At 63.1% G+C, this 24,494-nt stretch carries 24 protein-coding genes; 14 read left to right on the top strand and 10 right to left on the bottom strand.

Annotated elements, in window-relative coordinates:
• Nucleotides 1-9 precede the first annotated feature (9 nt).
• From AB4O23_RS21080 to AB4O23_RS21070, 3 genes are read right to left on the bottom strand one after another with little or no spacing between them, the layout of a single operon-like run.
• Entirely contained in the window at nucleotides 10-936 is a 927-nt protein-coding gene (locus tag AB4O23_RS21080; protein WP_460060434.1) for a sugar ABC transporter substrate-binding protein, read from the bottom strand.
• A gap of 19 nt (nucleotides 937-955) precedes the next feature.
• A complete protein-coding gene (locus tag AB4O23_RS21075; RefSeq protein ID WP_460064015.1) occupies nucleotides 956-1,702 on the bottom strand; it encodes a TIM barrel protein in 747 nt (248 codons plus the stop codon).
• Nucleotides 1,703-1,731: 29 nt separating this feature from the next.
• Complete coding sequence (locus tag AB4O23_RS21070) at nucleotides 1,732-2,736, bottom strand: Gfo/Idh/MocA family oxidoreductase (RefSeq protein ID WP_003173365.1); 1,005 nt, start codon at nucleotides 2,734-2,736, stop codon at nucleotides 1,732-1,734.
• A 184-nt stretch (nucleotides 2,737-2,920) separates the two neighbouring features.
• On the opposite strand from AB4O23_RS21070, the gene AB4O23_RS21065 reads away from it, so the two are divergent.
• Nucleotides 2,921-4,882, top strand: a complete 1,962-nt coding sequence (locus AB4O23_RS21065; protein ID WP_460060433.1) for a sigma-54 interaction domain-containing protein — start codon at nucleotides 2,921-2,923, stop codon at nucleotides 4,880-4,882.
• A 168-nt stretch (nucleotides 4,883-5,050) separates the two neighbouring features.
• A complete protein-coding gene (locus tag AB4O23_RS21060) occupies nucleotides 5,051-5,575 on the top strand; it encodes a DUF2867 domain-containing protein (protein ID WP_305429279.1) in 525 nt (174 codons plus the stop codon).
• A 144-nt stretch (nucleotides 5,576-5,719) separates the two neighbouring features.
• On the opposite strand, the gene AB4O23_RS21055 is transcribed toward AB4O23_RS21060, so the two are convergent.
• Nucleotides 5,720-6,019, bottom strand: coding sequence for a DUF6124 family protein (locus AB4O23_RS21055; RefSeq protein WP_003173369.1), 300 nt, complete (start codon nucleotides 6,017-6,019; stop codon nucleotides 5,720-5,722).
• A gap of 379 nt (nucleotides 6,020-6,398) precedes the next feature.
• On the bottom strand, nucleotides 6,399-7,979 hold the full coding sequence (rtcR, locus tag AB4O23_RS21050; protein WP_460060430.1) for an RNA repair transcriptional activator RtcR: 1,581 nt from the start codon (nucleotides 7,977-7,979) through the stop codon (nucleotides 6,399-6,401).
• A 212-nt stretch (nucleotides 7,980-8,191) separates the two neighbouring features.
• Between rtcR and AB4O23_RS21045 the strand changes: the two genes are divergently transcribed.
• From AB4O23_RS21045 to rtcA, 3 genes are read left to right on the top strand one after another with little or no spacing between them, the layout of a single operon-like run.
• Nucleotides 8,192-9,418 carry an RtcB family protein gene (locus AB4O23_RS21045; protein WP_368949657.1) on the top strand — a complete coding sequence of 409 codons (1,227 nt, stop codon included), beginning with the start codon at nucleotides 8,192-8,194 and terminating at the stop codon, nucleotides 9,416-9,418.
• A 14-nt stretch (nucleotides 9,419-9,432) separates the two neighbouring features.
• Complete coding sequence (locus AB4O23_RS21040) at nucleotides 9,433-10,221, top strand: nucleotidyltransferase domain-containing protein (RefSeq protein ID WP_017530207.1); 789 nt, start codon at nucleotides 9,433-9,435, stop codon at nucleotides 10,219-10,221.
• Nucleotides 10,222-10,229: 8 nt separating this feature from the next.
• Entirely contained in the window at nucleotides 10,230-11,255 is a 1,026-nt protein-coding gene (gene rtcA, locus AB4O23_RS21035) for an RNA 3'-terminal phosphate cyclase (RefSeq protein WP_460060427.1), read from the top strand.
• On the opposite strand, the gene AB4O23_RS21030 is transcribed toward rtcA, so the two are convergent.
• Nucleotides 11,252-12,295, bottom strand: coding sequence for a LacI family DNA-binding transcriptional regulator (locus AB4O23_RS21030; RefSeq protein ID WP_135196938.1), 1,044 nt, complete (start codon nucleotides 12,293-12,295; stop codon nucleotides 11,252-11,254). The two genes, rtcA and AB4O23_RS21030, sit on opposite strands and share 4 nt — an antisense overlap.
• A 162-nt stretch (nucleotides 12,296-12,457) precedes the next feature.
• Between AB4O23_RS21030 and AB4O23_RS21025 the strand changes: the two genes are divergently transcribed.
• The 4 genes from AB4O23_RS21025 to AB4O23_RS21010 are packed head-to-tail and all read left to right on the top strand — an operon-like array spanning nucleotide 12,458 to nucleotide 15,928.
• Nucleotides 12,458-13,552: a fatty acid desaturase family protein gene (locus AB4O23_RS21025; protein WP_017530211.1), complete on the top strand. Its 1,095-nt coding sequence runs from the start codon at nucleotides 12,458-12,460 to the stop codon at nucleotides 13,550-13,552.
• Between the two features lie 26 nt (nucleotides 13,553-13,578).
• Complete coding sequence (locus AB4O23_RS21020; RefSeq protein ID WP_460060425.1) at nucleotides 13,579-13,899, top strand: MocE family 2Fe-2S type ferredoxin; 321 nt, start codon at nucleotides 13,579-13,581, stop codon at nucleotides 13,897-13,899.
• Nucleotides 13,899-15,101, top strand: a complete 1,203-nt coding sequence (locus AB4O23_RS21015; RefSeq protein ID WP_460060423.1) for an NAD(P)/FAD-dependent oxidoreductase — start codon at nucleotides 13,899-13,901, stop codon at nucleotides 15,099-15,101. Before AB4O23_RS21020 ends, AB4O23_RS21015 begins: the two co-directional genes overlap by 1 nt.
• Before the next feature lie 2 nt (nucleotides 15,102-15,103).
• Nucleotides 15,104-15,928, top strand: coding sequence for a sugar phosphate isomerase/epimerase family protein (locus AB4O23_RS21010; RefSeq protein WP_460060421.1), 825 nt, complete (start codon nucleotides 15,104-15,106; stop codon nucleotides 15,926-15,928).
• Between the two features lie 24 nt (nucleotides 15,929-15,952).
• On the opposite strand, the gene AB4O23_RS21005 is transcribed toward AB4O23_RS21010, so the two are convergent.
• Entirely contained in the window at nucleotides 15,953-16,828 is an 876-nt protein-coding gene (locus tag AB4O23_RS21005; RefSeq protein WP_137220406.1) for an undecaprenyl-diphosphate phosphatase, read from the bottom strand.
• Between the two features lie 177 nt (nucleotides 16,829-17,005).
• Here AB4O23_RS21005 and AB4O23_RS21000 point away from each other — a divergent pair, with 177 nt between their 5' ends.
• Nucleotides 17,006-17,512 carry a GNAT family N-acetyltransferase gene (locus AB4O23_RS21000; RefSeq protein WP_017530215.1) on the top strand — a complete coding sequence of 169 codons (507 nt, stop codon included), beginning with the start codon at nucleotides 17,006-17,008 and terminating at the stop codon, nucleotides 17,510-17,512.
• On the opposite strand, the gene AB4O23_RS20995 is transcribed toward AB4O23_RS21000, so the two are convergent.
• Nucleotides 17,490-18,434 (bottom strand): GlxA family transcriptional regulator, encoded by a 945-nt coding sequence (locus AB4O23_RS20995; protein ID WP_017530216.1) that lies wholly within the window; start codon nucleotides 18,432-18,434, stop codon nucleotides 17,490-17,492. The genes AB4O23_RS21000 and AB4O23_RS20995 overlap by 23 nt on opposite strands.
• A gap of 172 nt (nucleotides 18,435-18,606) precedes the next feature.
• Here AB4O23_RS20995 and AB4O23_RS20990 point away from each other — a divergent pair, with 172 nt between their 5' ends.
• The 3 genes from AB4O23_RS20990 to AB4O23_RS20980 all read left to right on the top strand — a co-directional run bounded on the left by AB4O23_RS20990 (nucleotide 18,607) and on the right by AB4O23_RS20980 (nucleotide 21,112).
• On the top strand, nucleotides 18,607-19,215 hold the full coding sequence (locus tag AB4O23_RS20990; RefSeq protein ID WP_017530217.1) for a TetR/AcrR family transcriptional regulator: 609 nt from the start codon (nucleotides 18,607-18,609) through the stop codon (nucleotides 19,213-19,215).
• A 15-nt stretch (nucleotides 19,216-19,230) separates the two neighbouring features.
• On the top strand, nucleotides 19,231-19,908 hold the full coding sequence (locus tag AB4O23_RS20985) for a type 1 glutamine amidotransferase domain-containing protein (protein WP_065878532.1): 678 nt from the start codon (nucleotides 19,231-19,233) through the stop codon (nucleotides 19,906-19,908).
• Nucleotides 19,909-19,987: 79 nt separating this feature from the next.
• Complete coding sequence (locus AB4O23_RS20980; protein ID WP_460060416.1) at nucleotides 19,988-21,112, top strand: alkene reductase; 1,125 nt, start codon at nucleotides 19,988-19,990, stop codon at nucleotides 21,110-21,112.
• Between the two features lie 102 nt (nucleotides 21,113-21,214).
• Here the strand turns inward: AB4O23_RS20980 and AB4O23_RS20975 are convergent, their stop codons facing one another.
• Together AB4O23_RS20975 and AB4O23_RS20970 are read right to left on the bottom strand one after the other, a co-directional pair.
• Nucleotides 21,215-22,213, bottom strand: coding sequence for an NAD(P)H-quinone oxidoreductase (locus tag AB4O23_RS20975; protein ID WP_017530220.1), 999 nt, complete (start codon nucleotides 22,211-22,213; stop codon nucleotides 21,215-21,217).
• Nucleotides 22,210-23,436 carry a YbfB/YjiJ family MFS transporter gene (locus AB4O23_RS20970; RefSeq protein ID WP_460069230.1) on the bottom strand — a complete coding sequence of 409 codons (1,227 nt, stop codon included), beginning with the start codon at nucleotides 23,434-23,436 and terminating at the stop codon, nucleotides 22,210-22,212. The genes AB4O23_RS20975 and AB4O23_RS20970 overlap by 4 nt, the downstream gene beginning before the upstream one ends.
• Nucleotides 23,437-23,545: 109 nt before the next feature.
• On the opposite strand from AB4O23_RS20970, the gene AB4O23_RS20965 reads away from it, so the two are divergent.
• Nucleotides 23,546-24,421, top strand: coding sequence for a LysR family transcriptional regulator (locus AB4O23_RS20965; protein WP_065878538.1), 876 nt, complete (start codon nucleotides 23,546-23,548; stop codon nucleotides 24,419-24,421).
• The last annotated feature ends 73 nt before the right edge of the window (nucleotides 24,422-24,494 follow it).

Below are 24,494 nucleotides of genomic sequence, written 5' to 3'. Positions count from 1 at the left end.
TATACCCGTTTATTTGTAGCGTTGCTCGAACACCGCCACCTGTTCGGGCTTGATCAGCTCGAACGGTACCCAAACTTCGGCTTCGATCGGTTCACCCTTGATCATCCTAATCGCCGACGCCACCGCTTGGGTGGCCTGGGCCTTGGGATCCTGGAATACCGACGCCGCCAGCATCCCGCGTTTGACCGCCGCCAGACCATCGGGCAGGCCATCGATACCGACAATCGCCACTTCGCCCTTGGCCCTGCCGGATTGCTGCAAGGCCATGGCCGCGCCAATGGCCATTTCGTCGTTGTTGGCAATGATTGCATCGAACTGCGCCCCCGCCAGCAGCCAGTTGCTGGTCAGGTCCATGCCTTTGCTGCGTTGCCATTCGGCGCTTTGCTGCTCCACTACTTTGATCCCCGGAAAGTCCTTGAGCACCTGTTTGGCGCCTTCGGTGCGGTCGTGGGTGGCGTTCTGCGCAAGGTCGCCCATGATGATCGCCACATTGCCCTTGCCGCCAAGCTTTTCGGCGAGGTAGCGCATCTGCAACTGCCCGGCCTCGATGTCATTGGAGGCCACGGTGACCACGCCCTTGGGCAGCGTGCGTTCATCCGGATGGCGGTTGACGTACACCAGCGGCGTCTTGGCGGCGACTGCGGCGCGAGTCATGTTGGCGGTGGCGGAGGTGTCCACCGGCAGCACGATCACCGCGTCGACTTTCTGGTTGAGGAACCCCTCGACCTGGTTGAGTTGGCGCACCACGTCGCCCTGGGCATCTTCGAACTGGTTCTGTACATCCTGCTGCCTGGCGGCGGCTTCCAGGTCGGTGCGTACATAGGTCATGAAGTTATCGTCGACCCTGGCAATGCTGACCCCGATGCGGTAAGCGGCGAAGGTCCATTGGCTGAACAGCAGTAACAGTGCGGCAACGAGCAATGAATAACGAGGCATGAGGATGTTCCTTTTGTTGTTATAGGGTGAACGCTTGGCGGAAACGCGCCAGGGCCAGTTCGCTGTCGCCGCTGGCCCAGCCTTCCAGGCCGACCACGCCGCTGTAGCCTATGCCGTGCAAGGCCCTGGCGATGGCCGGGTAGTGGATTTCACCGGTACCGGGCTCCTTGCGCCCCGGTACGTCGGCCACCTGGATTTCACCGATGGCGGAGCCTGCGCGGTGGATCAGTTCGATCAGGTTTCCTTCGCCGATTTGCGCGTGGTACAGGTCCAGGTTCATTTTCAGGTGCGGGCTGCCCACGGCTTCGATCAACGCCAGGGTGTCGTCGGCGCGGGCGAACGGGGTGCCGGGGTGGTCGACCTCGGTGTTGAGGTTTTCCAGCAGGAACACGCGACCTGCGTCTTCCCCCAGGCGCGCGATTTTCTCCAAGGTCTTGCAGGCGCTCAGCCACATGCGCCCGGTGGTCTGGCTGACGGGTTGCACCGGCAGGCCACCGTCACCCAGGCCGGTGCCGTGCAGGTTGAGGCTGGGGCAATTGAGGCGCTCGGCGACGCTCAAGGACTCGCGGGCGCTGTCGAGCAAGCGGCGGCTGCCGTCGGGGTCGGTGAGGGTGCCGCTGATATAGCCGGTCATCGAGGTGAAATTGGCGCCGGTGGCGGCGAGGGCGTTGATGTCCTTGTCTGTCCAGCTCCAGATTTCCGCGCAAAAGCCCAGTGCATGAATGCGTTTGACGCGCTCGACGAAGGGCAGGTCAAGAAACACCATCTCGGCGCTGATCGCCAGCTTGAACGGGATCACAGGGCCACCGCCTGGCCTTGCTCATAGGATTCGATGCAAGCGCGGGCAATCGCCAGCGCCGCTCGCGCATCTTCGCCGCTGGCCAAGGGCTTGGCGCCGCTGCGCAGGCAGTCGACAAAGTGGTTGAGTTCGGCAACGTAGGCGTCGCGCAGCAGGTCGGTGTCCAGGCGCTGGGTATCGGCCTGGATGCCCTGGGCCAGGTAGCGCAGCAGGTCGGACTCCTGCACGCCGCCCATGGTGAGCATGCCGGCGCTGCCGAACACTTCGCCGCGCACGTCGTAGCCATACACCGCTTGAAAGTTCGCTTCGGCGGTGGCAATCGCACCGTTGTCGAAGCGGATCGTGACCACGGCGGTATCGAGGAAGCCTCGGCTTTTGTAGTCCGGGGCGATCAGGGCGTCGGCCATTACGTGGACTTGCACCGCCTCGGCGCCGGGGTTGAGGTAGCGCAGGGTGTCGAAGTCGTGGATCAGGGTTTCCAGGAAGATCACCCATCGTGGCGAGTTGGCCGGGTTGTTCAGCGCCGGGTCGCGGGTGAGCGAGCGCAGCAGTTGCGGCGTACCGATGCGCCCGGCCAGCACGTCGAGGTGGGCTGTGCGGAAGCTCTTGGCGAACCGGCGGTTGAAGCCGACCTGCAACGCAACGCGGGCATCGGCGGCGGCGGCAATGGCGCGGTCGGCTTCATCGAGGGTGATGGCCATGGGTTTTTCGCAGAAGATTCCTTTGCCGGCGCGGGCAGCGCGGATCACCAGTTCGGCATGGCTGCGGGCGGGGGCGGCGATGATGACGCCGTCGATGTCCGGGTCGTCGAGCAACTGTTGTGGGTCGGTGTAGACCTTGTCTACCCCCAGTTCAGCCGCCAGGCGCGCGGCCTGGCCGGGGCTGGGGTCGGCTATCGCGGCCAGGCGGGCGCCGGGGATATGCCGCGCGGCGGTCAGGCCGTGGAAGCTGCCCATGCGCCCGGCACCGATCAGGCCCAGGCGGATGATTTGTGTACTCATGTGGTGACCCCTTCTTATTGTTGGCCTCAGGACAGTCCTGGCGGCAAAGGGGTGAGAGCAAGGGCTGTGCCAATTTATAAGTTATTGATAATTAATGGTTTATATAAAATCTATAAACAATAAGTGTTCATTTTGATGACATGCCTATACTGACATGTCAAAAACATGAACATGGACGCATCGGATGAGCCTGGCCTTCAGCGTACAAGACCTCGATTACCTCACGACCCTGGGGCCGGCCGCGTTGAACGACGGCCCGGTTGCCGCGCTGGAGCAGGCGTGGCGTGATTGCCAGCAGGGCCGCAGCGAACGCCCGGCCGACGTGCGCCAAGTGATCTGGGAATCCTGGCGACGCAGTGTCGAGGCCGCTATCGACCCCGCCGACAGCCAGTACCGCTTTGTTGCGCCGCAAACCTTGGCTGCCACCCTGGCCCGCCACCGCGTACTGATCGCCGCCGCCGCACAGGTCATGCATGGCTTGCTGGCCTACAACCCGCGCGGGCACATCAACCTCACCGATGCAGACGGCACCACCTTGTATTTCTGTGGGCTGGATATCACGCCGGTGGGCAGCCGCTTGCTGGAGTCGGTACAAGGCACCAACTGCACCGGGCTGGCCCTGGCCGAAGACCGTCTGGTGTATGTGCTGGCCGAAGAAAACTTCGCCGTCGGCCTGCGCCAGCGCCGCATGCACTGCGCCGCCGCGCCGATCAAAAATGCCCAGGGCCAGACCCTGGCCATGCTTACCCTCACCGCCGAACCCGGCTGGTTCCACTTCCACACCCTGGGCACCGTGCAGGCGGCGGCCGATGCTGTCTCTCGGCAGATGGCCCTGCAAGCCTTGCTCGAAGAACAGCAAGCCATGCTCGAAGTGCTCAATGAAGGCCTCGTGGTGCTGGACGAGCGCGGCTGCATCAAGGCGCTCAACCGCTATGCCCGTCAGTTGTTCGGGGTGGGGCTGGAGCTGATTGGCAGTCCCTTCCAGCGACTGGGGCGCAGTGAGTTGAGCGATCCGCTGAGTGAGCCCGTGCGCGACCTGGATTGCACCTTCCACCTGCACGACCGTAGCCAACTCGCGTGCCTGGTCTCGGTGTGCCCGCTGGAGCAGGGCGGGGTGATTGTGTCGCTGCGCGAGAACCGGCGCATTCGCGAAATCACCCGGCGTATTGTCGGTACCCAGGCGCGCTATACCTTCGACACCATCCAGGGTACATCGCGGGCGATCCAGGATGCGTTGCACCTGGCGCGTATCGCCAGTCGCAGTGATTCCACCACGCTGATCCTGGGGGAAAGCGGCACCGGCAAGGAGCTCTTCGCCCAGGCCATCCATAACGCCAGCGAGCGTTGCAACGGCCCGTTCGTGGCGGTCAACTGCGGCGCGATTCCCCGGGACCTGGTGCAGAGCGAACTGTTCGGCCATGTCGAGGGCGCCTTCACCGGCTCGGCCCGTGGCGGCTCGGCGGGCAAGTTCGAACTGGCCGATGGCGGCACCATTTTTCTCGACGAAATTGGCGACATGTCCTTCGACGCCCAGGTCAGCCTGCTGCGCGTGTTGCAAGAAGGCGAAATTGCGCGCGTCGGGGCCAAAAGCGCACGCCAAGTGGACGTGCGTATCATCGCCGCCACCCACCGCAACCTGAGCCAGGCCGTGGCGGAGGGTGCCTTTCGCGAGGACCTCTACTATCGCCTCAACGTACTGAACCTGACCGTACCGCCCCTGCGCATGCGCCGCGATGACATCCCACTGCTGGCGCGGCACTTTCTCACGCGCTGTGCACGCTCGCTGCGTAAATCGGTGCAGGGTTTTTCGCCGCAGGCATTGGCCTTGCTCTCGGCGCATGCCTGGCCGGGCAACGTGCGCGAGCTGGAAAACGCCATCGAACGGGCAACCAACCTGGCCATGAGCGAGTTGATCCAGCCCGGCGATCTGCCGTTGGACACCAAGCCTCGCCCACTGGTCCGTGCCTATGAGTCGCAACCCACGCGGGACCTGAGCAGCCACGAAATGCACGCTATCGTCGCCGCGCTGAAAAACACCAGCGGCAATATCCGCCTGGCCGCTCAACAGCTGAACGTGTCGCGGGGTGGGCTGTATAACAAGATGAGTCGGTTTGGGTTGAGTGCCGGGGATTTTCGGGGCGGATGAGAGGGTATGGCGCAACTCTGCGCTGGCGGGTGCCGGTCGGCGCACTATAGGATGGGATGGTTGGTTGATCTGGTTCGATGTCGGCAAGCGCCGTGCGACGTTGCGCCCGGTTCTGCCGGCTGGGTAGCAAGAAACCTATTGAGTAGTCAGATCTAAGGAGAGATCCCGATGCCCCGCGAAGTTGAACCCATTATGTGCGTACCCGTCCCCTCGAGGTCCGGCATTACCCACCTTTACACGTCAACGAACCTGACAGACGCTTTTGCGATCCGGCTCCCGGTGGGCACATCGAGCAACCCGGATTTGCTGGCTCGATTCATCCTTTTCCACCAGCCGTCCTGGATCGGATGGCTCCTGAAAGTGCGAGACACTCTCGTTGTGTGTCTGGGGCTCAAGACAGCCAAGCATCTGGCATCACTGGCTGATCGGGTTGGCCCCTTCAAGGTCTACAGCACGAACCAGACTGAAATCGTGTTGGGAGAGGACGACATGCACCTCGACTTCCGGATATCGATCCTGTGTTCTGAAGAGGCAGAGGCGGAAGGCAGTCGCCAACTGGTTTTTTCAACCGTGGTCCAGTGCCACAACCGTCTGGGCCGGGCCTACCTCTTCGTGATCGCCCCCTTTCACCGCTTGGTCGTCAAGGCCAGCCTGCGCCGTGCCGCGCGCATCGGTTGGCCTCTGGCGACCTGAGTCGGTGTGGCTTGGCTGCCGCGGACAATGTGGGAGGGGGCTTGCTCCCGATAGCGGTGGGTCAGTTGAAATTTACTGAGCTGACCCACCGCAATCGGGAGCAAGTCGAATCGTCGCACCGCCCCTCCCACATTTGAACTGAGTTTAGGCCGAGGGCTTCATGCACTCGATAGAGCGATCCACTGTGGTCCTGGCAATCTCCAGCAAATGCCACACCGCCAGAATCTTCGCGCGCTGAGGATTGTCGAGTGCCTCGCCGCAATCCAGCGCAGTTGCCGAAGCACTGTCGAGCAAACTGGCGGTGTAGAGCAGAGCATCTTCGAAGCTCAGGTCTTCGTTGATGGCGTGAAAGCCTTGGGTGGGCAAATAGTGGTCGATGGCGCGGTTAAAGGCGGCACGGTCTTTGGCGGGGTCGCGGGGTGGGTCGGGTAGGACTTTATTCATTGTGTAACTCCTATTGAGCAAGGGAGCTACCGCCAACGCTGCTAAACGAGGGTGGCAGCTGTACGCGGGTTAGCAGACCGGTCAATAGGAAAACCAGCGCACCCGAGGGTGCCCCGCGCACAGCCACCATAAAACGCAGAGGTGAACCGTGTGCCTATTGACGTCAGGCTGCTAAACCCGATCACTGAAATCCAGCGACGCAGCGAAGACTAGCCACCGATTGCAACAGGCACAAGGCGGCGGAGATTGTCTAGGAAACGTCCTGCAATTAAAAGGGAGGCGCCTTGCTGGCCCTTTACAAGCCATGACCAAATGCAATTGGCCCCACATGGAAAATACGGTGCGTGAGCGAGCGCCTGCGCCGCGATTACCACCTGCGCTACGGCTTCAACTGCTTCCAATCAATCGAAAACCGCGCCAGGTATTTGCGCAGTCGGTCCGCATCGTTCGGTTGCGCCTTGGCCTGGCGTGACACGCCAAACAAGCGTCGGCCTGCATCGGACAGGCTGTCGGATTGCAGGCATATGTCGATGACGGCCTTGAGTTGCAACTGGTCAAACAGATCCAGGTCGGCCGGCAGGTACGCGTGGGGTGCGCTCAGACCCCAGGCATAACGCAGGCGCTGTATTTCTTCCTCGACCTGGGCTTGATCGATACGCCCGCTGTCGGCCAGGGTCGCCATGCGTGTGATGGAAGCGGACAGTTCGCGAAAGTTGCCCAGCCAGGCCGCTTCGCTGGAGCAGGCAAACGCCAGGTAGCGGCGCCGCGCTTCCAGGTTGAAACGTACGCGACGGCCTTGTTCGCGGGCGTGGCGCTCCAGCTCGAAGTCGAGGTTCGGCTCGATGTCTTCGCGGCGGCCCGCCAGGCCGGGCAGGTCGAAGGTCCATAGGTTGATGCGCGCGTAGAGGTCTTCGCGAAACAACCCGTCGGCGACCCGCTCGCGCAGGTCGCGGTGGGTGCCGGCGATGATCAGGAAGTCGCTGGCCACTTCGGTGTCGGCGCCCATCGGGTAGAAGCGTTTTTCTTCAATGGCCTTGAGCAGCATGGCCTGTTCGTCGAGGCCCAGTTCGCCGATTTCATCGAGGAACAGCATGCCACCGTGGGCGGCGCGCAACAGGCCGTCGCGGGCGTTTTGCGCGCCGGTGAAGGCGCCCTTGATATGCCCGAACAGCGCGGACATGGCGCCATCGCCGCGCAGGGTGGCGCAGTTCACCTCAACGAAGCGGCCCTGCAGTTGATGGCGGCTGCGCTTGAGTTCGTAGATGCGCCGGGCGAGGAAGGATTTACCGGCCCCGGTTGGGCCGATCAACAGCATCGGCGCGGTGGAGCGCACGGCCACGCGTTCGATCTGTTCGATGGAAGCGTTGAACGCAGGGTTGCGTGTGGCGATCCCGGATTTGAGAAACGCCAGGCCTTCCAGGCGCTGGTGGGCGAAACGCGAAGCGATGCGGTCGTAGCGCGACAGGTCGAGGTCGATCAGGGTGTGGGTGCCGGTGGCGGGTGCGTCGGCATCCAGGCGTCGGCTGGGGGAGGTTTGTATCAGGCGGGCCGGCAAGGTGCGCGCTTCGGTGAGCAGGAACCAGCAAATCTGCGCCACGTGGGTGCCGGTGGTGATATGCACCAGGTAATCCTCGCGCTCGGTGTCGAAGCGGTAGGCACTGGTGAAGTCGTGCAACGCGCCGTACACCTCTTCGAAATCCCAGGGATTGGCCAGCGGCATCGGGTGCAGGCGCACCTCGGTGTGGAGCGAGATCTGCTGGATGTCGGCGCGCACTCGCTCGGCAAGGCTGACATCGCGGGCGTCGACGTCGTGGATCAGTTCCAGGCGGTCGATCTGCAGATCATCCTGCTGGCACAGCCCGACGCTGGGGCGCCAGTGGTTCCAGCGATTGGCGCCCTTGCCGACGCGATCCAGCTTGGAACCGATAAATCCGATGGCGACCGTGCGCTTGTGTTTCATGACTGGACCAAAATATAAGTAACGATATGTAAGGATAGAAATAGGGGGATGGGTTTGTCATCGTTTTTCAGCGATAAAAAGATTGCGGATAAAAATAGTTATATAAAACAATATATTACGTGTTTTTTAACACCGAGCGTAAAACCTGGCACGTCTGCTGCTATCACCAGCACGACGCCGTAACGACGGCTTTTCAGAAAAGAACCGAGATCATGCAAAACAACACCTACCAACTGCTGGAAGTCGCCAACGGCAAACCGATCAAGCTCTGGACCGAAGGCGTTCCGGTGGAGCCCGAAGCTCGTCAGCAACTGATGAACACGGCCAGGATGCCGTTTATTTTCAAGCACCTCGCGGTGATGCCGGATGTGCACCTGGGCAAGGGCTCGACCATCGGCAGCGTGATTCCCACCGTGGGCGCGATCATCCCGGCGGCGGTCGGGGTGGATATCGGCTGCGGCATGATCGCCGCGCGCACCACGCTGATGGCCGGCGACCTGCCGGATAACCTGTATGGCCTGCGTTGTGCCATCGAGGCCGCCGTGCCCCATGGCCGTACCCGCAGCCGTAAAGGCCGTGACAAAGGCGCGTGGGAAGACGTGCCGGCCCAGGCCGATCAGGTATGGGCCACGTTGCATCCGCGCTTCAAGGCGATCACCGACAAGTACCCGCAACTGGAGCGCAGCAACCACCGCCAACACCTGGGGACGTTGGGCACCGGCAACCACTTTGTCGAGGTGTGCCTGGATGAGGCCAACCGTGTCTGGTTCATGTTGCACAGCGGCTCGCGGGGCGTGGGCAATGCCATCGGCAACCTGTTTATCCAGTTGGCCCAGGCAGACATGCGTCAGCACCTGGCCAACCTGCCGGACCGCGACCTGGCGTATTTCGATGAGGGCAGCCAGCACTTCGATGACTACGTGCAAGCCGTGGGATGGGCTCAGGATTTTGCCCGGCAGAACCGCGAGTTAATGATGCGCGCGGTGGTCCAGGCCACGCGGCAAGTGATCAGCAAACCGTTTGAAGTGGCGCTGGAAGCGGTGAACTGCCATCACAACTATGTGCAAAAAGAGCGGCATTTTGGCGAAGACATCCTGGTGACCCGCAAGGGCGCGGTCTCCGCGAAAAAAGGCGAGTTGGGGATTATTCCGGGCTCTATGGGCGCAAAAAGCTTCATCGTGCGCGGGCTGGGCAACGAACAATCGTTCTGCTCGTGCAGCCATGGTGCGGGCCGCACCATGAGCCGCACCAAGGCGAAGAACACCTTTACCGTCGCCGACCAGATCCGCGCGACCGCCCATGTGGAGTGCCGCAAGGACGCCGATGTGATCGACGAAATACCGATGGCCTACAAGGACATCGACCGCGTCATGCACGCCCAGCGCGAGTTGGTGCAGGTGCTGCACACCTTGCATCAGGTGGTGTGCGTCAAGGGATAAACGGAGGAATCGAAATGCAAAGGGAAGAACGGCACCCGTTGAGCGACGCCATGCGCGCCCGGGTTGCGCAGGAACTGGACCGAATAGAGCGCGAGCGCAATGTGAAAGTGCTGTATGCCTGCGAATCCGGCAGTCGCGCCTGGGGTTTTGCTTCCACCGACAGCGACTACGATGTGCGCTTTGTCTATGTGGAAAAACCTGATTGGTTCATGCAGGTGGATGCGCCGCGCGACGTGATCGAACGTCCGCTGGATGACGAGTTGGACGTGAGTGGCTGGGAACTGCGCAAGACTTTGGGTCTGCTGCGCAAATCCAATCCCACGTTACTGGAGTGGCTGGATTCGCCGTTGGTGTATCGCCAGCAAACCGAGGCCACCGCGCAGTTGCGGGCGTTGGCCGAAGCCTTCTACAGCCCGCCGGCTGCGCGTAATCACTACTTGTCGATGGCCAGGAAGAACTTTCGCGGTTACCTGCAAGGCGAAACGGTACGCTTCAAGAAGTACTTCTACGTGCTGCGGCCGTTGCTGGCGGTGCGCTGGATCGATCTGGGCCTGGGGCGCCCGCCGATGACCTTCGCCGACTTGCTGAGCACGGTGAGCGACGCGCCTCTGTTGGACGAAGTGGCGACATTGCTGGCGCTCAAACGCAATGCCGGTGAGGCGGCTTATGGTCCGCGGCGGCCGGCGTTGCATGCCTTCATCGTGGCTGAGCTGGAACGCGAGGTACCGGTATTGCCACGCACTCGGGAAGACTCGCAACGACTGGACCGCTACCTGCGGGACACGGTCAAACGGTTTGCATAAGGACGACTATGAAACAGGACGTGATTGAACTGGATGGTGCCATCGGCGGTGGCCAGGTATTGCGCAGTGGCGTGAGCCTGTCGATGGTAACCGGGCGGACGTTGCTCATCAGGAACATCCGCGCCAGGCGCAGCCGCCCGGGGTTGATGCGCCAACACTTGACGGCCGTGCTGGCCGCAGCCCAGGTGTGTGGCGCGCGGGTGGAAGGCGCTGAGCTGGGATCGCAAACCCTGCGCTTTGCGCCGGGGCCGATTCAGGGCGGCGACTACCGCTTTGCGATTGGCACGGCGGGCAGTTGCACCCTGGTGTTGCAAACGCTGTTGCCGGCGTTGTTGCGGGCACCGGGCGCCAGCCGCGTGACCCTGTGCGGCGGCACTCATAACCCGCTGGCGCCGCCAGTGGACTTTTTGCAACGTGCCTGGTTGCCGTTGTTGCGGCGCATGGGCGCGCGTGTCGAGTTGACGCTGCTCCGGCATGGTTTCGTCCCGGCCGGTGGCGGCGAGTTGCAGGCGTTTATCCAGCCCGGCGAACTGGCGCCGTTGCACCTGATGCAGCGTGGCACATTGCTGCAAGCGCGGGCGACCACGCTGAGCGCCGGCCTGCCCCCCCAGGTGAGCGAGCGTGAGTTCAAGCGCGTACGCCAGCGACTGGACTTCAGCCTGGAGCAGTTGTCTGCGGTCGAGATAGACCCCGATCAAGGCCCGGGCAATGTGCTGATGCTGGAGTACGCACACGAGCACGTCACCGAAGTGTTCAGCGCCTTTGGCATGGCCAGGGTTCGCGCCGAAACCGTGGCCGATGAGGCGATCAACCAGGCCCTGCAATGGCAGGCCAGCGACACGGCGGTGGGCGAACACCTGGCCGATCAACTGCTGTTACCGATGGCATTGGCGGGCGCTGGCAGTTTTACCACGCCGCAGATGAGCGACCATCTGCACAGCAATATGGCGGTGATCCGCCGCTTCCTGCCGGTAGTGATTGAAACCCACGAGCAGGAGGAGGGCGGGTTGAAGGTCGAGTGCCGGGCGCGCTAAAGATTCTCGGAGGTAACAATCTGCGGCGCTATATGCACCCGATGCCGCAGCGCATCGAACCCCTCGGCACTCTGCAACTCCACCAGCAACTGCACCAGTGCCAGCGCCGTCTGGCGCGGTTGCGAGTCCATCACCACATCGATCAGGCCCTGGCTCAACGCCTGGCGTGACAGTTCGGTGGACTCCTGCAAAATGCAGCACAGCGCGGGCCGCTTGGGCAGTTGCGCCAGGGCGCTGATAATGCCGTCGCCACCGCCGCCCACCACGCACAGGCCGCGCAGGTCGGTGTGGCGGCTAATCAGGTCGAGGGTGGCTTCTTCGGTAATGTCGCAGTTGTCCAGGTTGATCAGCGGTTCCAGCGGCTTGAGCCCCGGCGCGTGTTCGGCCAGGTAGCTGTGCAGGCCTTCGACGCGTGCCTGGTGGCCGAGGAAGCGATGGCCGCCGAGCAGGATCCCCACGCTGCCTTTGCGCGCGCCGCATGTGCGTGCGAGCAACCAGCCCATGGTGCGCCCGACCACGTGGTTGTCCTGGCCCACGTAAGGTTCCAGGGCCTGCTCATGAATATCCGAAAGCAGCGCCACCACCGGCACGCCGGCCGCGCGGATCTGGGCCAGGCACGCATTGATCAGCGGGTGGGCAAAGCTGACCACCGCGAGGGCGTCGCACTGCACGGCCAATTGTTCGATCTGCGCGACGATGGCGCTTGGGGTGCGGTCGTTGATGTATTCGAATTGGCAACTGAGGTTGGCCGTGGCGTGATGCTCTGCGGCGTCGCTGATCGACTGCGCCAGGTTCGCATAGAACGCCTGCGCCGTGCCCAGCAGCAGGATGCCGAAGCGGTAGGTGGGGCGGCGTTCGCGAATGCGTTGGCCGATCAGCCGCGCGGCAAAGTAGCCCACGGCTTCGGCGGCCTGGAACACCTGTTCGGCGGTGTCCGGGTTCACCGGCGCTCGCGCGTTCAATACGCGGTCGACGGTGGCCACACTGAGGCCCGCCTGGGCGGCCACGGTGGCGATGGTTGGGCGTTTGGTGGTGTGCATGGCTGGCCCCTTGTGCGTCTTGATAGAAAACTATCAAGTCCCGCTGGGCCTGGATGATAGCTTGATAGGGAATGGATTCAAGGCCTTGAGGGGGATTTGGCCGCACTCTATGGTGGGTCTCGCAACGCATCTGAAACTTTTCGCTTGCGGAGAATAATAACAATGCCTGAACACACCGCCCAAACCGCCCGGCGCGACTACAGCCTGACCGGCCCCGAAGCTGCCCGCGCGGCCGAAAAAGGCCTGGTCTCGGCCAGTTGGTACCAGTCGCCGATTTCCCGTAAACGCATGAAAGAACTCATGCAACGCCGAGACGGCCCGGCGCTGCTCGACACCGCCATCTGGGTGATCGCGCTGTTTGCCACCGGCTTTGGCGGCTATTGGTTCTGGGGCTCGTGGGCCTGCGTGCCGTTCTTCCTCGCCTATGGCGTGTTATACGGCACCGCCTCCAACCCGCGCTGGCACGAAACCGGCCACGGCACCGCGTTCAAGACCCGCTGGATGAATGACGTGCTGTACCAGGTCGCCTGCTTCATGTGCATTTTCGAACCGCATGTATGGCGCTGGAGCCATGCCCGTCACCACACCGACACCATCGTGGTCGGCCGCGACCCGGAGATCGTCGAGCCGCGCCCGCCGAGTCTGTGGATGATGTTTCTCAGCCTGTTCAATCTGCCCCTCGCCTGGAAAACCTTCAGCGGTGTGGCGCGCCATGCCGTCGGCCAAATGAGCGCCCAGGAGCAGGACTTTATCCCTGAATCGGAGTGGCCCAAGGTGTACCGCGCCGCGCGGATCTGGGTGGGTATATATGCGCTGCTCATCGGCACGGCGTTGTACCTGCACAGCTGGCTGCCGCTGATGCTGGTGGGCCTGCCGAGTATTTATGGCGCCTGGCTCGGCTACGTGTTCGGCCTGACCCAGCACGTGGGCCTGGCCGAAGACGTGCTCGACCACCGCAGCAACTGCCGCACCATCTACATGAACCGCGTGCTGCGTTTTATCTACATGAACATGAATTACCACCTTGAGCACCACATGTACCCAATGGTGCCGTACCACGCCCTGGCGCAGTTGCACGAAGAGATCCGCAACGACTGCCCGCCGCCCTACGCCAATCTGTTCGAGGCTTACAAAGAGATCATCCCGACGATCCTGAAGCAGCGCCGCGACCCGACGTATTTCGTGCAGCGGCCGATTCGCCCCCAGGCAGAACCGGCTGCCAGTGCCCCGACACATGCAGAAGCTGCTGTTAGCTAATCCTCCTTAAAACAAGAGATAACGCCATGAACGATCAATGGATCGACGTCTGCGCCGTGGGCGAAATAGACGAAGAAGACGTGCTGCGCTTCGATCACGGTGCCCACACCTACGCGGTGTTCCGCTCCGCCGACAATGAATTTTTTGCCACAGCCGGCCTGTGCACCCACGAGAAAATCCACCTCGCCGATGGCCTGGTGATGGACCATGTGGTCGAGTGCCCCAAGCACAACGGGCGCTTCGACTACCGCTCGGGCAAGGCCCTCGGCGCGCCGGTGTGCGTCAACCTCAAGACCTACCTGGTGCGCGTTGAAGCGGGGCGGGTATTGCTCGCGGTCACGGCGTGATGATCAGCGCACCCATGATCATCGTCGGCGCCGGCCATGCCGGCGGCCGTGCGGCGCTGACCCTGCGCGAAGAAGGGTATACCGGGCGCCTGATCCTGATCGGCGACGAACCGCACTTGCCCTATGAACGACCGCCGCTGTCCAAGGGGGTGCTGCAGGGCACCGCGGACCTGGCCGGTTGCAGCCTGTGCGACAGCGCACGGATGGCTGAGTTGAATATCGAACATATCGCCGGGAACCCGGTGACCCAGTTGCAGCCACGGCAACAGCGGCTGCAACTCGCCGACGGCCAATGGCTGGCCTATGCCGGGTTGCTGCTGGCCACCGGCGGCAGGGCGCGGCGTTTGCCTCAAGCGCAGGCCAACGTGCTTTACCTGCGCACCCATGATGAAGCCCTGACCCTGCGCAGTGCCTTGCGTCCGGGCACGCGGCTGGTGATTGTCGGCGGCGGGTTTATCGGCCTTGAGGTCGCCGCGAGCGCTAGAAGCCTGGGCTGTGAGGTCAGCGTGCTCGAAGCCGGGCCGCGCCTGGCGGGCCGGGTGTTGCCGCCGGTGATCAGCCAGGCATTGTTGGACCTGCATCGCGGCCAAGGGGTCGATGTTCGTTTGAATGTGGCACTGGAAACCATCCATGACGATGCCGTGCAATTGGTCGACGGGCAGATGTTGCCCTGTGACCTGGTGGTGGTGGGCATCGGTATGCAACCCAATCTCGAACTGGCTGCCAACGCAGGGTTGGAGGTCGGGCAGGGCATTCGCGTGGATGCCTACCTGCGGACCAGCGCGCCGAACATCTATGCGGCCGGCGATGTCTGTGAGTTTCGCCAGGGGGGCGAGTATCAACGCCAGGAAACCTGGCGTAACGCCGAGGCGCAGGGGCGGCATGCGGCGCTGAATCTGTTGGGCCGTGAAGTGGCTTTTGACGCGATCCCCGGTTTCTGGTCCGACCAATACGACTGGGGCCTGCAGACGGTGGGCGTGATGACCGCGACGACGGCCGGTCGCGTACTGCCGGCCGGCGGTCTGCTGCTGTTTTACCTCGATACCGAGGGCCATTTGCAAGGTGCCTGCGGCTGGGGCATCGGCAACAGCGTGGCCAAGGACATCAAGCTGTGCGAACGCCTGATCAGTGCTCGGATCCCGCTCACCGCGGCCCATCTGGCTGACCCTGAGTGGCCCCTTAAACAGTTACTGCGAGGCTGACGATGCGCCAATTGCTGGTATTTCAATCGCTGTGGGCCATGCAAACCGAACCCGGTCCGCTCGAAGCGCAGCTGGACCGAATCGCCGCCGCCGGCTTCGACGGCATCACCGATCACTATTGGCGGCCCGCCGAGGTGGCGCGCTTGCACGCCGCCGCCACATCGCGGGGCTTACAGGTCGAAGGCCAGTTGTTCCCGCAAACGGTGGACGACCTGGCCGCCGCGCTGGATGTGATCAGCGGTTATGGCTGCCACCACCTCACGCTGCAAGCCGACGTGCGCCCGCGCACCCAGGCCGAAGCCGCCCGGCTGGTCGAAGGCTGGCAACGCCTGGCCGAGCAGGTGGACTTTCCGGTGCTGCTGGAAACTCACCGCTATCGGCTGACCAACGACCTGCTGTTCACCCTCGACCTGCTGGCGCAAATGCCCGACCTGAAGCTGCTCGCCGACCTGTCGCACTATGTTGTCGGGCGTGAGTTGCCGGAGCCGGGCACCGTTGAGGACGATGAACAGATCCGCACCATCCTGCGTCACAGCTGGGGCTTCCATGGGCGCGTGGCCAGCAGCGAGCAGGTGCAGGTATCGCTTGAGTTTCCCCAGCACCACGCCTGGGTCGAGCGCTTTACCGGTTGGTGGCGCTACGGCATCGACGACTGGCTGGCCCGGGCTGATACCCCGCGGAGTTTGTCGTTCACCTGCGAACTGGGCCCGCCGCCTTATGCGATTACCGGCGCGGATGGGCGTGAGATCAGCGATCGCTGGGCCGAGGCGTTGAGGCTCAAAGCACTGATACGTCAGGTGTGGAGCGAGTGCCAAACGAGGGCCTGAAGAGCACATGACTCAAAAGAGCCACTACCCTGGCAGCAGTCCGGTGCTGACCGCGACAATCAGGAACACCCCCAGCAGCGCGCGGTAGATCACGAACGGCCAGGTCGAGAAGCGCTCCAGAAATTTCATCAGCCCCCAGATCGCAAAGAACGCCGAGACGCTCGCCACCACCAGCCCGAACAGCAGGTGCGGCCAGGCGTGGGCCGGCAGGTCGGCGTGCAACAACACCCAGAGTTCTTTCAAACCGGCGAGGGCGATGGCCGGCAGGCCCAGCAGGAACGAAAAGCGCGCGGCTTCTTCACGCTTGAAGTTCAGGAACAGCGCGGCGGTCAGTGTGGAGCCGGAACGCGACACCCCGGGAATCAACGCACCAATCTGCGCGATACCCACGATCAATGCATCCCGCAGGCGCATCTGGCCCACCTCGCGGGTGTGCCGTGCCCGCAGCTCGGCCGCTGCCAGCAACACCGCCATGACCAGGCAGGAAATGCCGATCACCATCAACCCGCGCAAGGGCGAGTTGCAGGCATTCAAGGTCGAAGACAGTGCCAGCCCGGCGATGCAGATGGGGATAGTCGCCAAAACGATCGCCACCGCCAGCTTGAACCAGCGGTCGTTATAGTCACCTCGGCGCACCGCGCCGATGCTGCCGGTGGTCACCTGGCGTACGTCGCGCCAGAAGTAACTCACCACCGCCGCCAGCGCCGCCAACTGCATGGCCGCCGAAAACGCCGAGCCGGGGTCTTGCCAGCCAAGCAGGGCGGGCACCACGCGCATATGGGCGGTAGAGGACACCGGCAACAATTCGGTGATGCCCTGGATCACCCCCAGGATAAAGATCTGCAAATAATCCAGGGACGCAAAGCCCACATCCAGGCCGGCGGAACAGACGTTCGTCAAAATACATGTCCTTGAGAAAGGGGGATTTCGGCGAAGTCTATTCGAAATGTTTCAGCGCTTCGGCAGCAGGGCACGGCTATTTGCAATCGGTTCAGCAAGTAGAAAGGTTCGCCGCTGTATTGGACTGTTCCGCCGATTTGTGAACAATGTCGCCGTGCATTTTTCACCGAGAGCCCCATGCCTGAAACCACTGTCGAACTGATCCAGACCGGCCCTGAAGAGGCCCAACTGATCCGCAATCTTTACCAGTACTACGCTTATGAATCCTCGGACTGGGAGCAGGAGGATGTCGAGGCCGACGGCCGTTTCTACATCCACGACGAACACCTGGCCCGCTACTGGCAGGACCCGCGTTGGAGCGCCAACCTGCTGCTGGTCGATGGTTTCATCGCCGGTTTCCTGTTGATCGAAGACAGTGAAGTCCCTGGCGTCGACGCCCTGGAGCTGGCCGACCTGTTCATCCTCAAGCGCTACCGCCGCAAAGGCATCGGCCGCGCCATCGCCAGCCAGGTGCTGTGCAGCGGCGAGGCCGATTGGCTGGTGCGTTTTTATGACCAGGACGAAGTGTCCCAAGCGTTCTGGCGCACGGTGCTGGATAACCTGCCGCGCCCGGTGCACGCCATCGAGCTTGAGGATGAGCCGCAGTTGGTGAGTTATCTGATCACCCGTGCGGCGTTGCATTAAACGCCTGCTGCATCGCCTGCGGCGGTTGGCCGAACGCGCGTAGAAACGCCTGGCGCATGCGTTCGCGGTCGCCAAAGCCGGTTTCACGCGCCACCACTTCAACCGGATGACGGCTGGTTTCCATCATCGCCCGCGCGGCCTCCACGCGCAGGGCTTCGATGGCCTTGGCCGGGGTTTGCCCGGTTTCTTCGCGAAACACCCGGCTGAACTGGCGCGGGCTCAGTCGCGCGACATCGGCCAGGGCTTCCACCGACAGGTCATGCGTGAGGTTTTCGCGGGCATAGGCCAGGGCCAGTTGGACGCGGTCGGACTTGGGGTCCAGTTCCAGCAGCGCCGACAATTGCGACTGCTCGCTGCCGCGGCGCTGGGCGATCACCAGTTTGCGCGCAATGCGCCGGGCCAAATCACTGCCCAGGTCGTTCTCCACCATGGCCAGCGCCAGGTCCACACCGGCGCTCATGCCGGCGCCGGTCCACACCTGGCCATCCACGACGAACAGTTTGTCTTCTTCCAGGCGAATGGCCGGGTAGCGCTTGCGAAATGCCGGCGCGTGAATCCAATGGGTGGTGGTGCGCTTGCCTTCCAGCAAGCCGGCGTCGGCCAGGACAAAGATGCCCATGCACAGTGAGGCGACCCGGCGCGACTGGGCCGAAGCGGCCTTGACCAGCTCCAGCAGGTTGGCCTCCGGCAGGCGAAATTCCAGGTAGCCGCTGACGATCAGCGTGTCATAGCCCTCGGGCCGAACCGCTGAGGTATTCACCGAAAACCCCAGGGACGACATCACCGCGCCGCCGCATTCCGACACCAGGTGGAACTCATAAGCCGGCTCGCCACGCAGCAGGTTGGCGCACTCGAACACCGAGCCCAGGCTGAGGCTCAGCGACTGGAAGTTCGGGTAAACCATCAGCGCAACGCTGTGCATCATCATTCTCCAAGCGGTCGGGAGAGGCGATTGTCGGCGCGTGCCTGGCAAACGGCAACCGACTTCGCGGCATGTCCGTAATCCTTGCGCATCTGACATTGTGAGCGTCCGGCGCGGCTTCTAACATGGCCCCAACGAACTAGACGACTGGTCTAATCGGACGGGATCAAGCATGAACAGCGAAACCAAAAGTGCACGGCAGACCATTCTCGACACGGCGCAAGTGCTTGTCGGCCGCAAAGGGTTTACTGCGGTGGGCCTGAACGAAATCCTCCAGGCCGCCGCAGTGCCCAAAGGCTCGTTTTATCACTACTTCAGCTCCAAGGATGCGTTCGGCGTGGTGTTGCTCGATAGCTACTTCGACAACTACGTGCGCGGCATGCGGCAACTGTTCGATCAGCCCGGTTTGACCCACTGCGCCAAGTTGATGCGCTACTGGCAAGCCTGGACCGACAACCAGACCGGCTGCACCGACGCGGGTAAATGCCTTGCCGTCAAACTGGGTGCCGAGGTGTCCGATCTTTCAGAGCCGATGCGTTTGGCGTTGCAGCGCGGTACGTCACGCACCATCGAACTGCTGGCGATAGCCCTGCAACGTGGCGTCGACGAAGGCTCGCTGAACCTTGGGCACAGCGCACAACAACTGGCCCCTCAGCTTTACGCGTTATGGCTGGGCGCCAGCGTGATGAGCAAGATCACCCGTACACCCGCGCCTTTCGACGAGGCGCTGCTGCTGACCCGACAGCTCTTGGGTCACCCTGAACACACTGACATTCACTGATCGAGGCACTGGAACATGAAAGTATTAATGGTACTGACCTCTCACGACCAGCTTGGCGATACCGGGCGCAAGACCGGTTTCTGGCTCGAAGAGTTTGCCGCTCCCTATTACGCGTTCAAGGGCGCCGGTGCCGAGGTGGTGCTGGCATCCCCTGCCGGTGGCCAGCCTCCGTTGGACCCTAAGAGCGATGAGCCGGATGCGCAAACCGAGCAGACTGAGCGCTTTGGCAAGGACCCGGCCGCGCAGCAGGCCCTGGCCACCACGGTGAAGCTGGACACAGTCAACGCCGACGACTTCGACACCGTGTTCTACCCAGGCGGCCACGGCCCGCTGTGGGACCTGGCGGAGTCGCCGGTGTCCATCGCGCTGATCGAAGCGTTTGAGCGTGCCGGCAAGCCGGTTGGTTTTGTCTGCCACGCGCCGGGCGCCTTGCGTCACGTCAAGGCGGTCAACGGCGAGCCGTTGATCAAGGGCCGTCGCGTTACCGGCTTCTCCAACTCGGAAGAGGAAGCGGTCGGCCTGACTAAGGTGGTGCCGTTCCTGATTGAAGATGAATTCAAGCAGTTGGGCGGCCAGTACGAGAAGGGTGCCGATTGGCAGTCCTTCGTGATCGTCGATGGCCTGCTGGTCACCGGGCAGAACCCCGGCAGTTCCAGCGAGGTGGCCAAGGCCCTGCTGAAACTCACCGCTTGACCTGACTGACCGCTCCATTCATTGGCGACCCAAACGGGCCGCCAATGCGTTTACTCGTCCTGAATTTGGTAGATCCGCTATGAATGACCGTATTTTGAACACCCCGGTAAAGCTGGGGCACCGCACCTTGAACAACCGCGTGGTGCTGCCACCGTTGACCCGTCAGCGCAGCGCGCAACCCGGTGATATCGCCACCGACCTGATGGCCGAGTATTACCGCCAGCGCGCCGGCGCCGGTTTCATGATCAGCGAGGGCACGCAGATCGAACCGCGTGGCCAGGGTTATGCGTGGACACCGGGCATCTACACCCCGGCGCAGATCAATGGCTGGCGCAAGGTCACCGACGCGGTGCATGACGAAGGCGGGGTGATCTTCGCTCAGTTGTGGCATGTGGGGCGGGTGTCCCATAACGCCTTGCAGCCGGGCGGCGCCGCACCGGTGGCGCCTTCCGCGCTGCCGGCGTTGCAGGCCAAGGCCTTTATTGAAACCGGTGCTGGGGTTGGAGAATTGATGTCGCCACCCGTGCCGCGTGCCTTGGCCGTGCTGGAGATCGAGGAACTGGTCGGGTACTACGCACAAGCGGCACGCAATGCGCTGGACGCAGGGTTCGACGGGGTGGAAATCCACGCGGCCAATGGTTACCTGGTCAACCAGTTCATCTCGGCCCATTCCAACACCCGTGATGATGAATACGGCGGCTCCCTGGAAAACCGCCTGCGCTTTCTGCGCGAGATCGTCGAAGCCGTGTGCAAGGTGGTCGGGCCGGAACGCCTGGGCGTGCGTTTTTCACCGTTGTTCAGCGGCACCGACGAGGACCGCGTCTACATCGGCCTGGTGGAAGAAGACCCGCACCACACCTATATCGAAGCGATCAAGGTGCTGCAAGCTTCGGGCATTGCCTATGTCTCCATCGCCGAGGCCGATTGGGACAACGCGCCCGTGCTGCCCGACAGCTTCCGTGAAGCCGTACGCAGCACCTTCAGCGGGCGCATTATCTACGCCGGGCGCTACACCGCTGAACGCGCTGCCAAACTGGTGGACGCGGGGCTGGCGGATTTGATCGCGTTCGGGCGACCGTTCATTGCCAACCCAGACCTGCCGCAACGCTTGTTCAACGGCTGGCCGCTGAACCCACTGCGGGAAGAGGGCATGTATGGCGGCGGGGCAGTGGGCTATACCGACTACCCCACGTACCCCGGATAAACACGCGGCCCCCACAGGGAAACTCCATTTGGTTTGAGATTTTCACAAGGCCGGGCTTGAGGCCAAGCACCTCAACCCCTTGAGCCGTCGGGGGCTGTCAGGTCAGCTGACTTGCAACACAATCTTGCCAATATGATCCCCACCCTCCATCCGCGCATGGGCCTGGGCCGCGTCGGTGTAGGCATAGACCTTGTCGATGATCGGCAGGCAGCGCCCGGCCTCCAGTACCGGCCAGATGTACTCGCGCAGTTGTTCGGCGATCGCGGCTTTTTCTTCACGGGTGCGCGCGCGCAGCAGCGAGCCGGTGATCACCGCGCGCTTGCCGAGGATGGTCAGCAGGTCAACGTCATTGGCCCTGGCGCCGCCGAGGAAACCCAGCATCACCAGATGCCCGTCCATGGCCAGGGCCTTGAGGTTGTTGTTGAGGTACGAGCCGCCCATGATGTCGAGGATCACGTCCACGCCCTTGCCGTCGGTCTGTTGGCTGATGACCTCGGCGAAGTCCTGCTCGCGGTAATTGATCGGCTCCCCACCCAACTTGGCAATGGCCGCGCATTTGTCGGCGCTGCCGGCGGTGGCGAAGGCCTGTATACCGAACTCGCGGCACAGCATCAGCGCGGTGGTGCCGATGCCACTGGTGCCGCCATGGATCAGCACTCGCTGGCCGGTGTGCGCATCACCGAGGCCGAACAGGTTGGCCCACACGGTGAAGAAAGTTTCCGGCACCGCAGCGGCCTGAATCCAGTCCATGCCCTTGGGGACCGGCAGCGCCTGGCCGGCAGGCACCGCGCAATACTGCGCGTAGCCGCCGCCGTTGGTCAGCGCGCACACCTTGTCACCCAGTTTGAACGCCGACACACCGTCGCCCAATGCCGCCACTTCACCGGCCACTTCCAGGCCGGGGTACGGGCTCATGCCGGGTTTCATCGGGTACTTGCCGGCACGTTGTAGGGCGTCGGGGCGGTTGACCCCGGCGGCGTGCACGCGAATCAGGATCTCGCCGGGGCCGGCCACCGGCACGTCGACCTGGCGCGGTTGCAGCACATCCGGGTCGCCAGGGGTGGTGATTTCAATCAGGGTCATGTCGTTGGGAAGCGTCATTTGAGAGTACCTGCAGCGATGAGCGTATGGGTTGGGACCGTATCGAGCGGTCGGCGGTTCAGCAGGATCATGCCCAGTTCCAGCGCCAGCGCAACCATGATTGCCACGGCGGCGATTGCGAACAACAGAGCATGCTGGCCGCCGCTGAGATTGAACAGCGCCGAATAGGCAAAGCCTGCAATCGCCTGGAACGTGGCAAAGGAGACGGTAGCGCGGCTCCAGGCCACTTGTTGCTGGTGATGGTTGGGGATCAGCTCGTGCACCCGCGCCAGCGCCAGCGGCACGATGCCTGGCGGGAACGAACCGAGGATCACCGCCAGGGTGGCGAGGGCCATGAAGTCACTCGCCATTGCCAATGCGCCCACCGCGATGGCCTGCACCACCAGCACCAGGCGGATACTCAAGCGCGCGCCCAGCGTATCCGCCAGAAAACCGTAGGTCACCGGCCCCGCAATCGAACCCAGGCCGTACATCACCCAGATCATCGCCCCCACATGCGCCCCGGCACCCAAGCCCCGGGCCACGTAGTCGACCAGGAACACCATCGCCGGCACCAGGCCCGCAGCCATAAAGGCGTATTGCGCAAACAGCAGATAGACGCCCGGCGGTGTGGGTGCAGAGACGCCCGATGGCGTCGGCGCTTGCTGCGGCGTGCCACTGGGCCAGGCACACCAGCTGGCGGCCGTCAGCGCCACGGCCAGCAGGCCGAGGCCGAACCAGGTTTGCGCAAGGCCAAGGCTCAACAGCGGCGGCACCAGCGTGCCGGAACCGGCAATGCCCAGGCCGATCCCGAGAAAAATCGCACCACTGGCCAGGCCCCGGCGCGCGACGGGAACATGCGGCAGCACGGTCGCGGCCACCAGTACCATGATCGCGCCGCCGGCGATGCCCGACAGCAGGCGCCAGCCGAAGAACCAGGTCAGCGACAGCGGAAAACCACAGGCAAAAAACGCCAGGGTCACCGCCACCATCATCAGGCGCAGGGCGGTTTTGTTGGAGGTGCGCTGAGCGATGGGCCGACCGATCAACGCGCCGATCAAGTAGCCGACCAGGTTGGCGGCGCCGAGGTACACCACATCGCTGGCGCTGAACCAATGGGCCTGGATCAACGAAGGAATCAACGGCGTGTAGGCAAAGCGCGCCAGGCCGATGCTGACCAGGCTGGCGCACAAACCGGCGAAGATCGGCAGCCAGACAGCGCTGCGGGGTGGGGTGTCGTGCATGATGGCGATCCTGAGGATTTTTTTCCGGTGCCCAGCATATCCAGGATTGAAGGTGCAATAATGCAGCGATTACACGGCACGATGATGCATATATGCAGCGGGAGCGGAGATGAATTGGGATGATGCGAGGGTTTTCCTGGCGGTATGCCGCGAGTCCACATTGCGCGGTGCCGCACGGGTGTTGGGGGTGGATCAGGCCACGGTCGGGCGGCGGATCAATGCCCTGGAAAAATCCTTGAGCGCGACCTTGTTCCTGCGCACCTCCGAAGGCTATGCGCTGACCGCCGTGGGCGAGGCCGCGCTGCACTCGGTGGAAAAAATGGAGCGCTCGGCCCTGGACCTGGAGCGCCAGATCCAAGGCCTGGACGACCGCCTGACCGGTATCGTGCGGGTCAGCACCACTGACTCCCTGGCCATCGATTTCCTGATCCCGGCCATCGCCAGCCTGCACGGCAAGCACCCGGATGTGCGCGTGCAACTGGACGCCTCCACCCAGATCCTCAGCCTGGCCAAGCGCGAAGCCGATATCGCCGTGCGCAATACCCGTCCCGACAATCCCGATCTGATCGCCCGGCGCATCGCCCGTTGGCCGGTGGGGCTGTTTGCGTCGCAGGCCTATATCGAGCGCCACGGCAGCCCTGAGCCGGGCGGCCTGTTCGACGGCCACGACCTGGTGGTCTACCAACCCTACCTGCAAACCCACAAGGACCTGACGCTGGTCAGCGAACCTTTGGGCCGGGGGCGCATCGTCGCGGCGTTGAGTTCCAGCCTGTTGGTGCGCCGCGCCATCGCGGCCGGGCTGGGCATCGGTGAGATCCCGGTGTGCACCGGCGAACGCGACGGCCTGGTGCGCCTGTGGCCGCAGCGTGTACGGCCGTTGCCGTATGACGTGTGGCTGGTGACCCACGCCGACCTGCGTCACACCGCACGGGTGCGCGCGGTGATCGAGGAAATCGTCGCGGCGTTCGCCGGCACGGGGGAGTAAAGGTCAGCACAGGCTTGCAAGCGTGCATGCGCCTCGGTGGACACAATCGACGTCGATAACCACCTACAGGGAG

The organism is Pseudomonas sp. H2_A10 (assembly GCF_054680085.1).
The sequence above is the reverse complement of the archived record's forward strand: the minus strand, read 5'-3'. Positions and strand labels throughout refer to the sequence as shown.

Coding starts and splice junctions, on each gene's coding strand:
- AB4O23_RS21075 (WP_460064015.1), bottom strand. CDS start 1,702: ATGGTGTTTCTTGACCTGCCCTTCGTCGAGCGCGTCAAACGCATTCAT.
- AB4O23_RS20975 (WP_017530220.1), bottom strand. CDS start 22,213: ATGACGCTTCCCAACGACATGACCCTGATTGAAATCACCACCCCTGGC.
- AB4O23_RS21020 (WP_460060425.1), top strand. CDS start 13,579: ATGAACGATCAATGGATCGACGTCTGCGCCGTGGGCGAAATAGACGAA.
- AB4O23_RS21065 (WP_460060433.1), top strand. CDS start 2,921: ATGAGCCTGGCCTTCAGCGTACAAGACCTCGATTACCTCACGACCCTG.
- AB4O23_RS20980 (WP_460060416.1), top strand. CDS start 19,988: ATGAATGACCGTATTTTGAACACCCCGGTAAAGCTGGGGCACCGCACC.
- AB4O23_RS21045 (WP_368949657.1), top strand. CDS start 8,192: ATGCAAAACAACACCTACCAACTGCTGGAAGTCGCCAACGGCAAACCG.
- AB4O23_RS20965 (WP_065878538.1), top strand. CDS start 23,546: ATGAATTGGGATGATGCGAGGGTTTTCCTGGCGGTATGCCGCGAGTCC.
- AB4O23_RS21025 (WP_017530211.1), top strand. CDS start 12,458: ATGCCTGAACACACCGCCCAAACCGCCCGGCGCGACTACAGCCTGACC.
- AB4O23_RS20970 (WP_460069230.1), bottom strand. CDS start 23,436: ATGCACGACACCCCACCCCGCAGCGCTGTCTGGCTGCCGATCTTCGCC.
- AB4O23_RS21010 (WP_460060421.1), top strand. CDS start 15,104: ATGCGCCAATTGCTGGTATTTCAATCGCTGTGGGCCATGCAAACCGAA.
- rtcA (WP_460060427.1), top strand. CDS start 10,230: ATGAAACAGGACGTGATTGAACTGGATGGTGCCATCGGCGGTGGCCAG.
- AB4O23_RS21040 (WP_017530207.1), top strand. CDS start 9,433: ATGCAAAGGGAAGAACGGCACCCGTTGAGCGACGCCATGCGCGCCCGG.
- AB4O23_RS21070 (WP_003173365.1), bottom strand. CDS start 2,736: ATGAGTACACAAATCATCCGCCTGGGCCTGATCGGTGCCGGGCGCATG.
- AB4O23_RS21060 (WP_305429279.1), top strand. CDS start 5,051: ATGCCCCGCGAAGTTGAACCCATTATGTGCGTACCCGTCCCCTCGAGG.
- AB4O23_RS21000 (WP_017530215.1), top strand. CDS start 17,006: ATGCCTGAAACCACTGTCGAACTGATCCAGACCGGCCCTGAAGAGGCC.
- AB4O23_RS21080 (WP_460060434.1), bottom strand. CDS start 936: ATGCCTCGTTATTCATTGCTCGTTGCCGCACTGTTACTGCTGTTCAGC.
- AB4O23_RS20990 (WP_017530217.1), top strand. CDS start 18,607: ATGAACAGCGAAACCAAAAGTGCACGGCAGACCATTCTCGACACGGCG.
- AB4O23_RS21030 (WP_135196938.1), bottom strand. CDS start 12,295: ATGCACACCACCAAACGCCCAACCATCGCCACCGTGGCCGCCCAGGCG.
- AB4O23_RS20995 (WP_017530216.1), bottom strand. CDS start 18,434: ATGCACAGCGTTGCGCTGATGGTTTACCCGAACTTCCAGTCGCTGAGC.
- AB4O23_RS21015 (WP_460060423.1), top strand. CDS start 13,899: ATGATCAGCGCACCCATGATCATCGTCGGCGCCGGCCATGCCGGCGGC.
- rtcR (WP_460060430.1), bottom strand. CDS start 7,979: ATGAAACACAAGCGCACGGTCGCCATCGGATTTATCGGTTCCAAGCTG.
- AB4O23_RS21055 (WP_003173369.1), bottom strand. CDS start 6,019: ATGAATAAAGTCCTACCCGACCCACCCCGCGACCCCGCCAAAGACCGT.
- AB4O23_RS20985 (WP_065878532.1), top strand. CDS start 19,231: ATGAAAGTATTAATGGTACTGACCTCTCACGACCAGCTTGGCGATACC.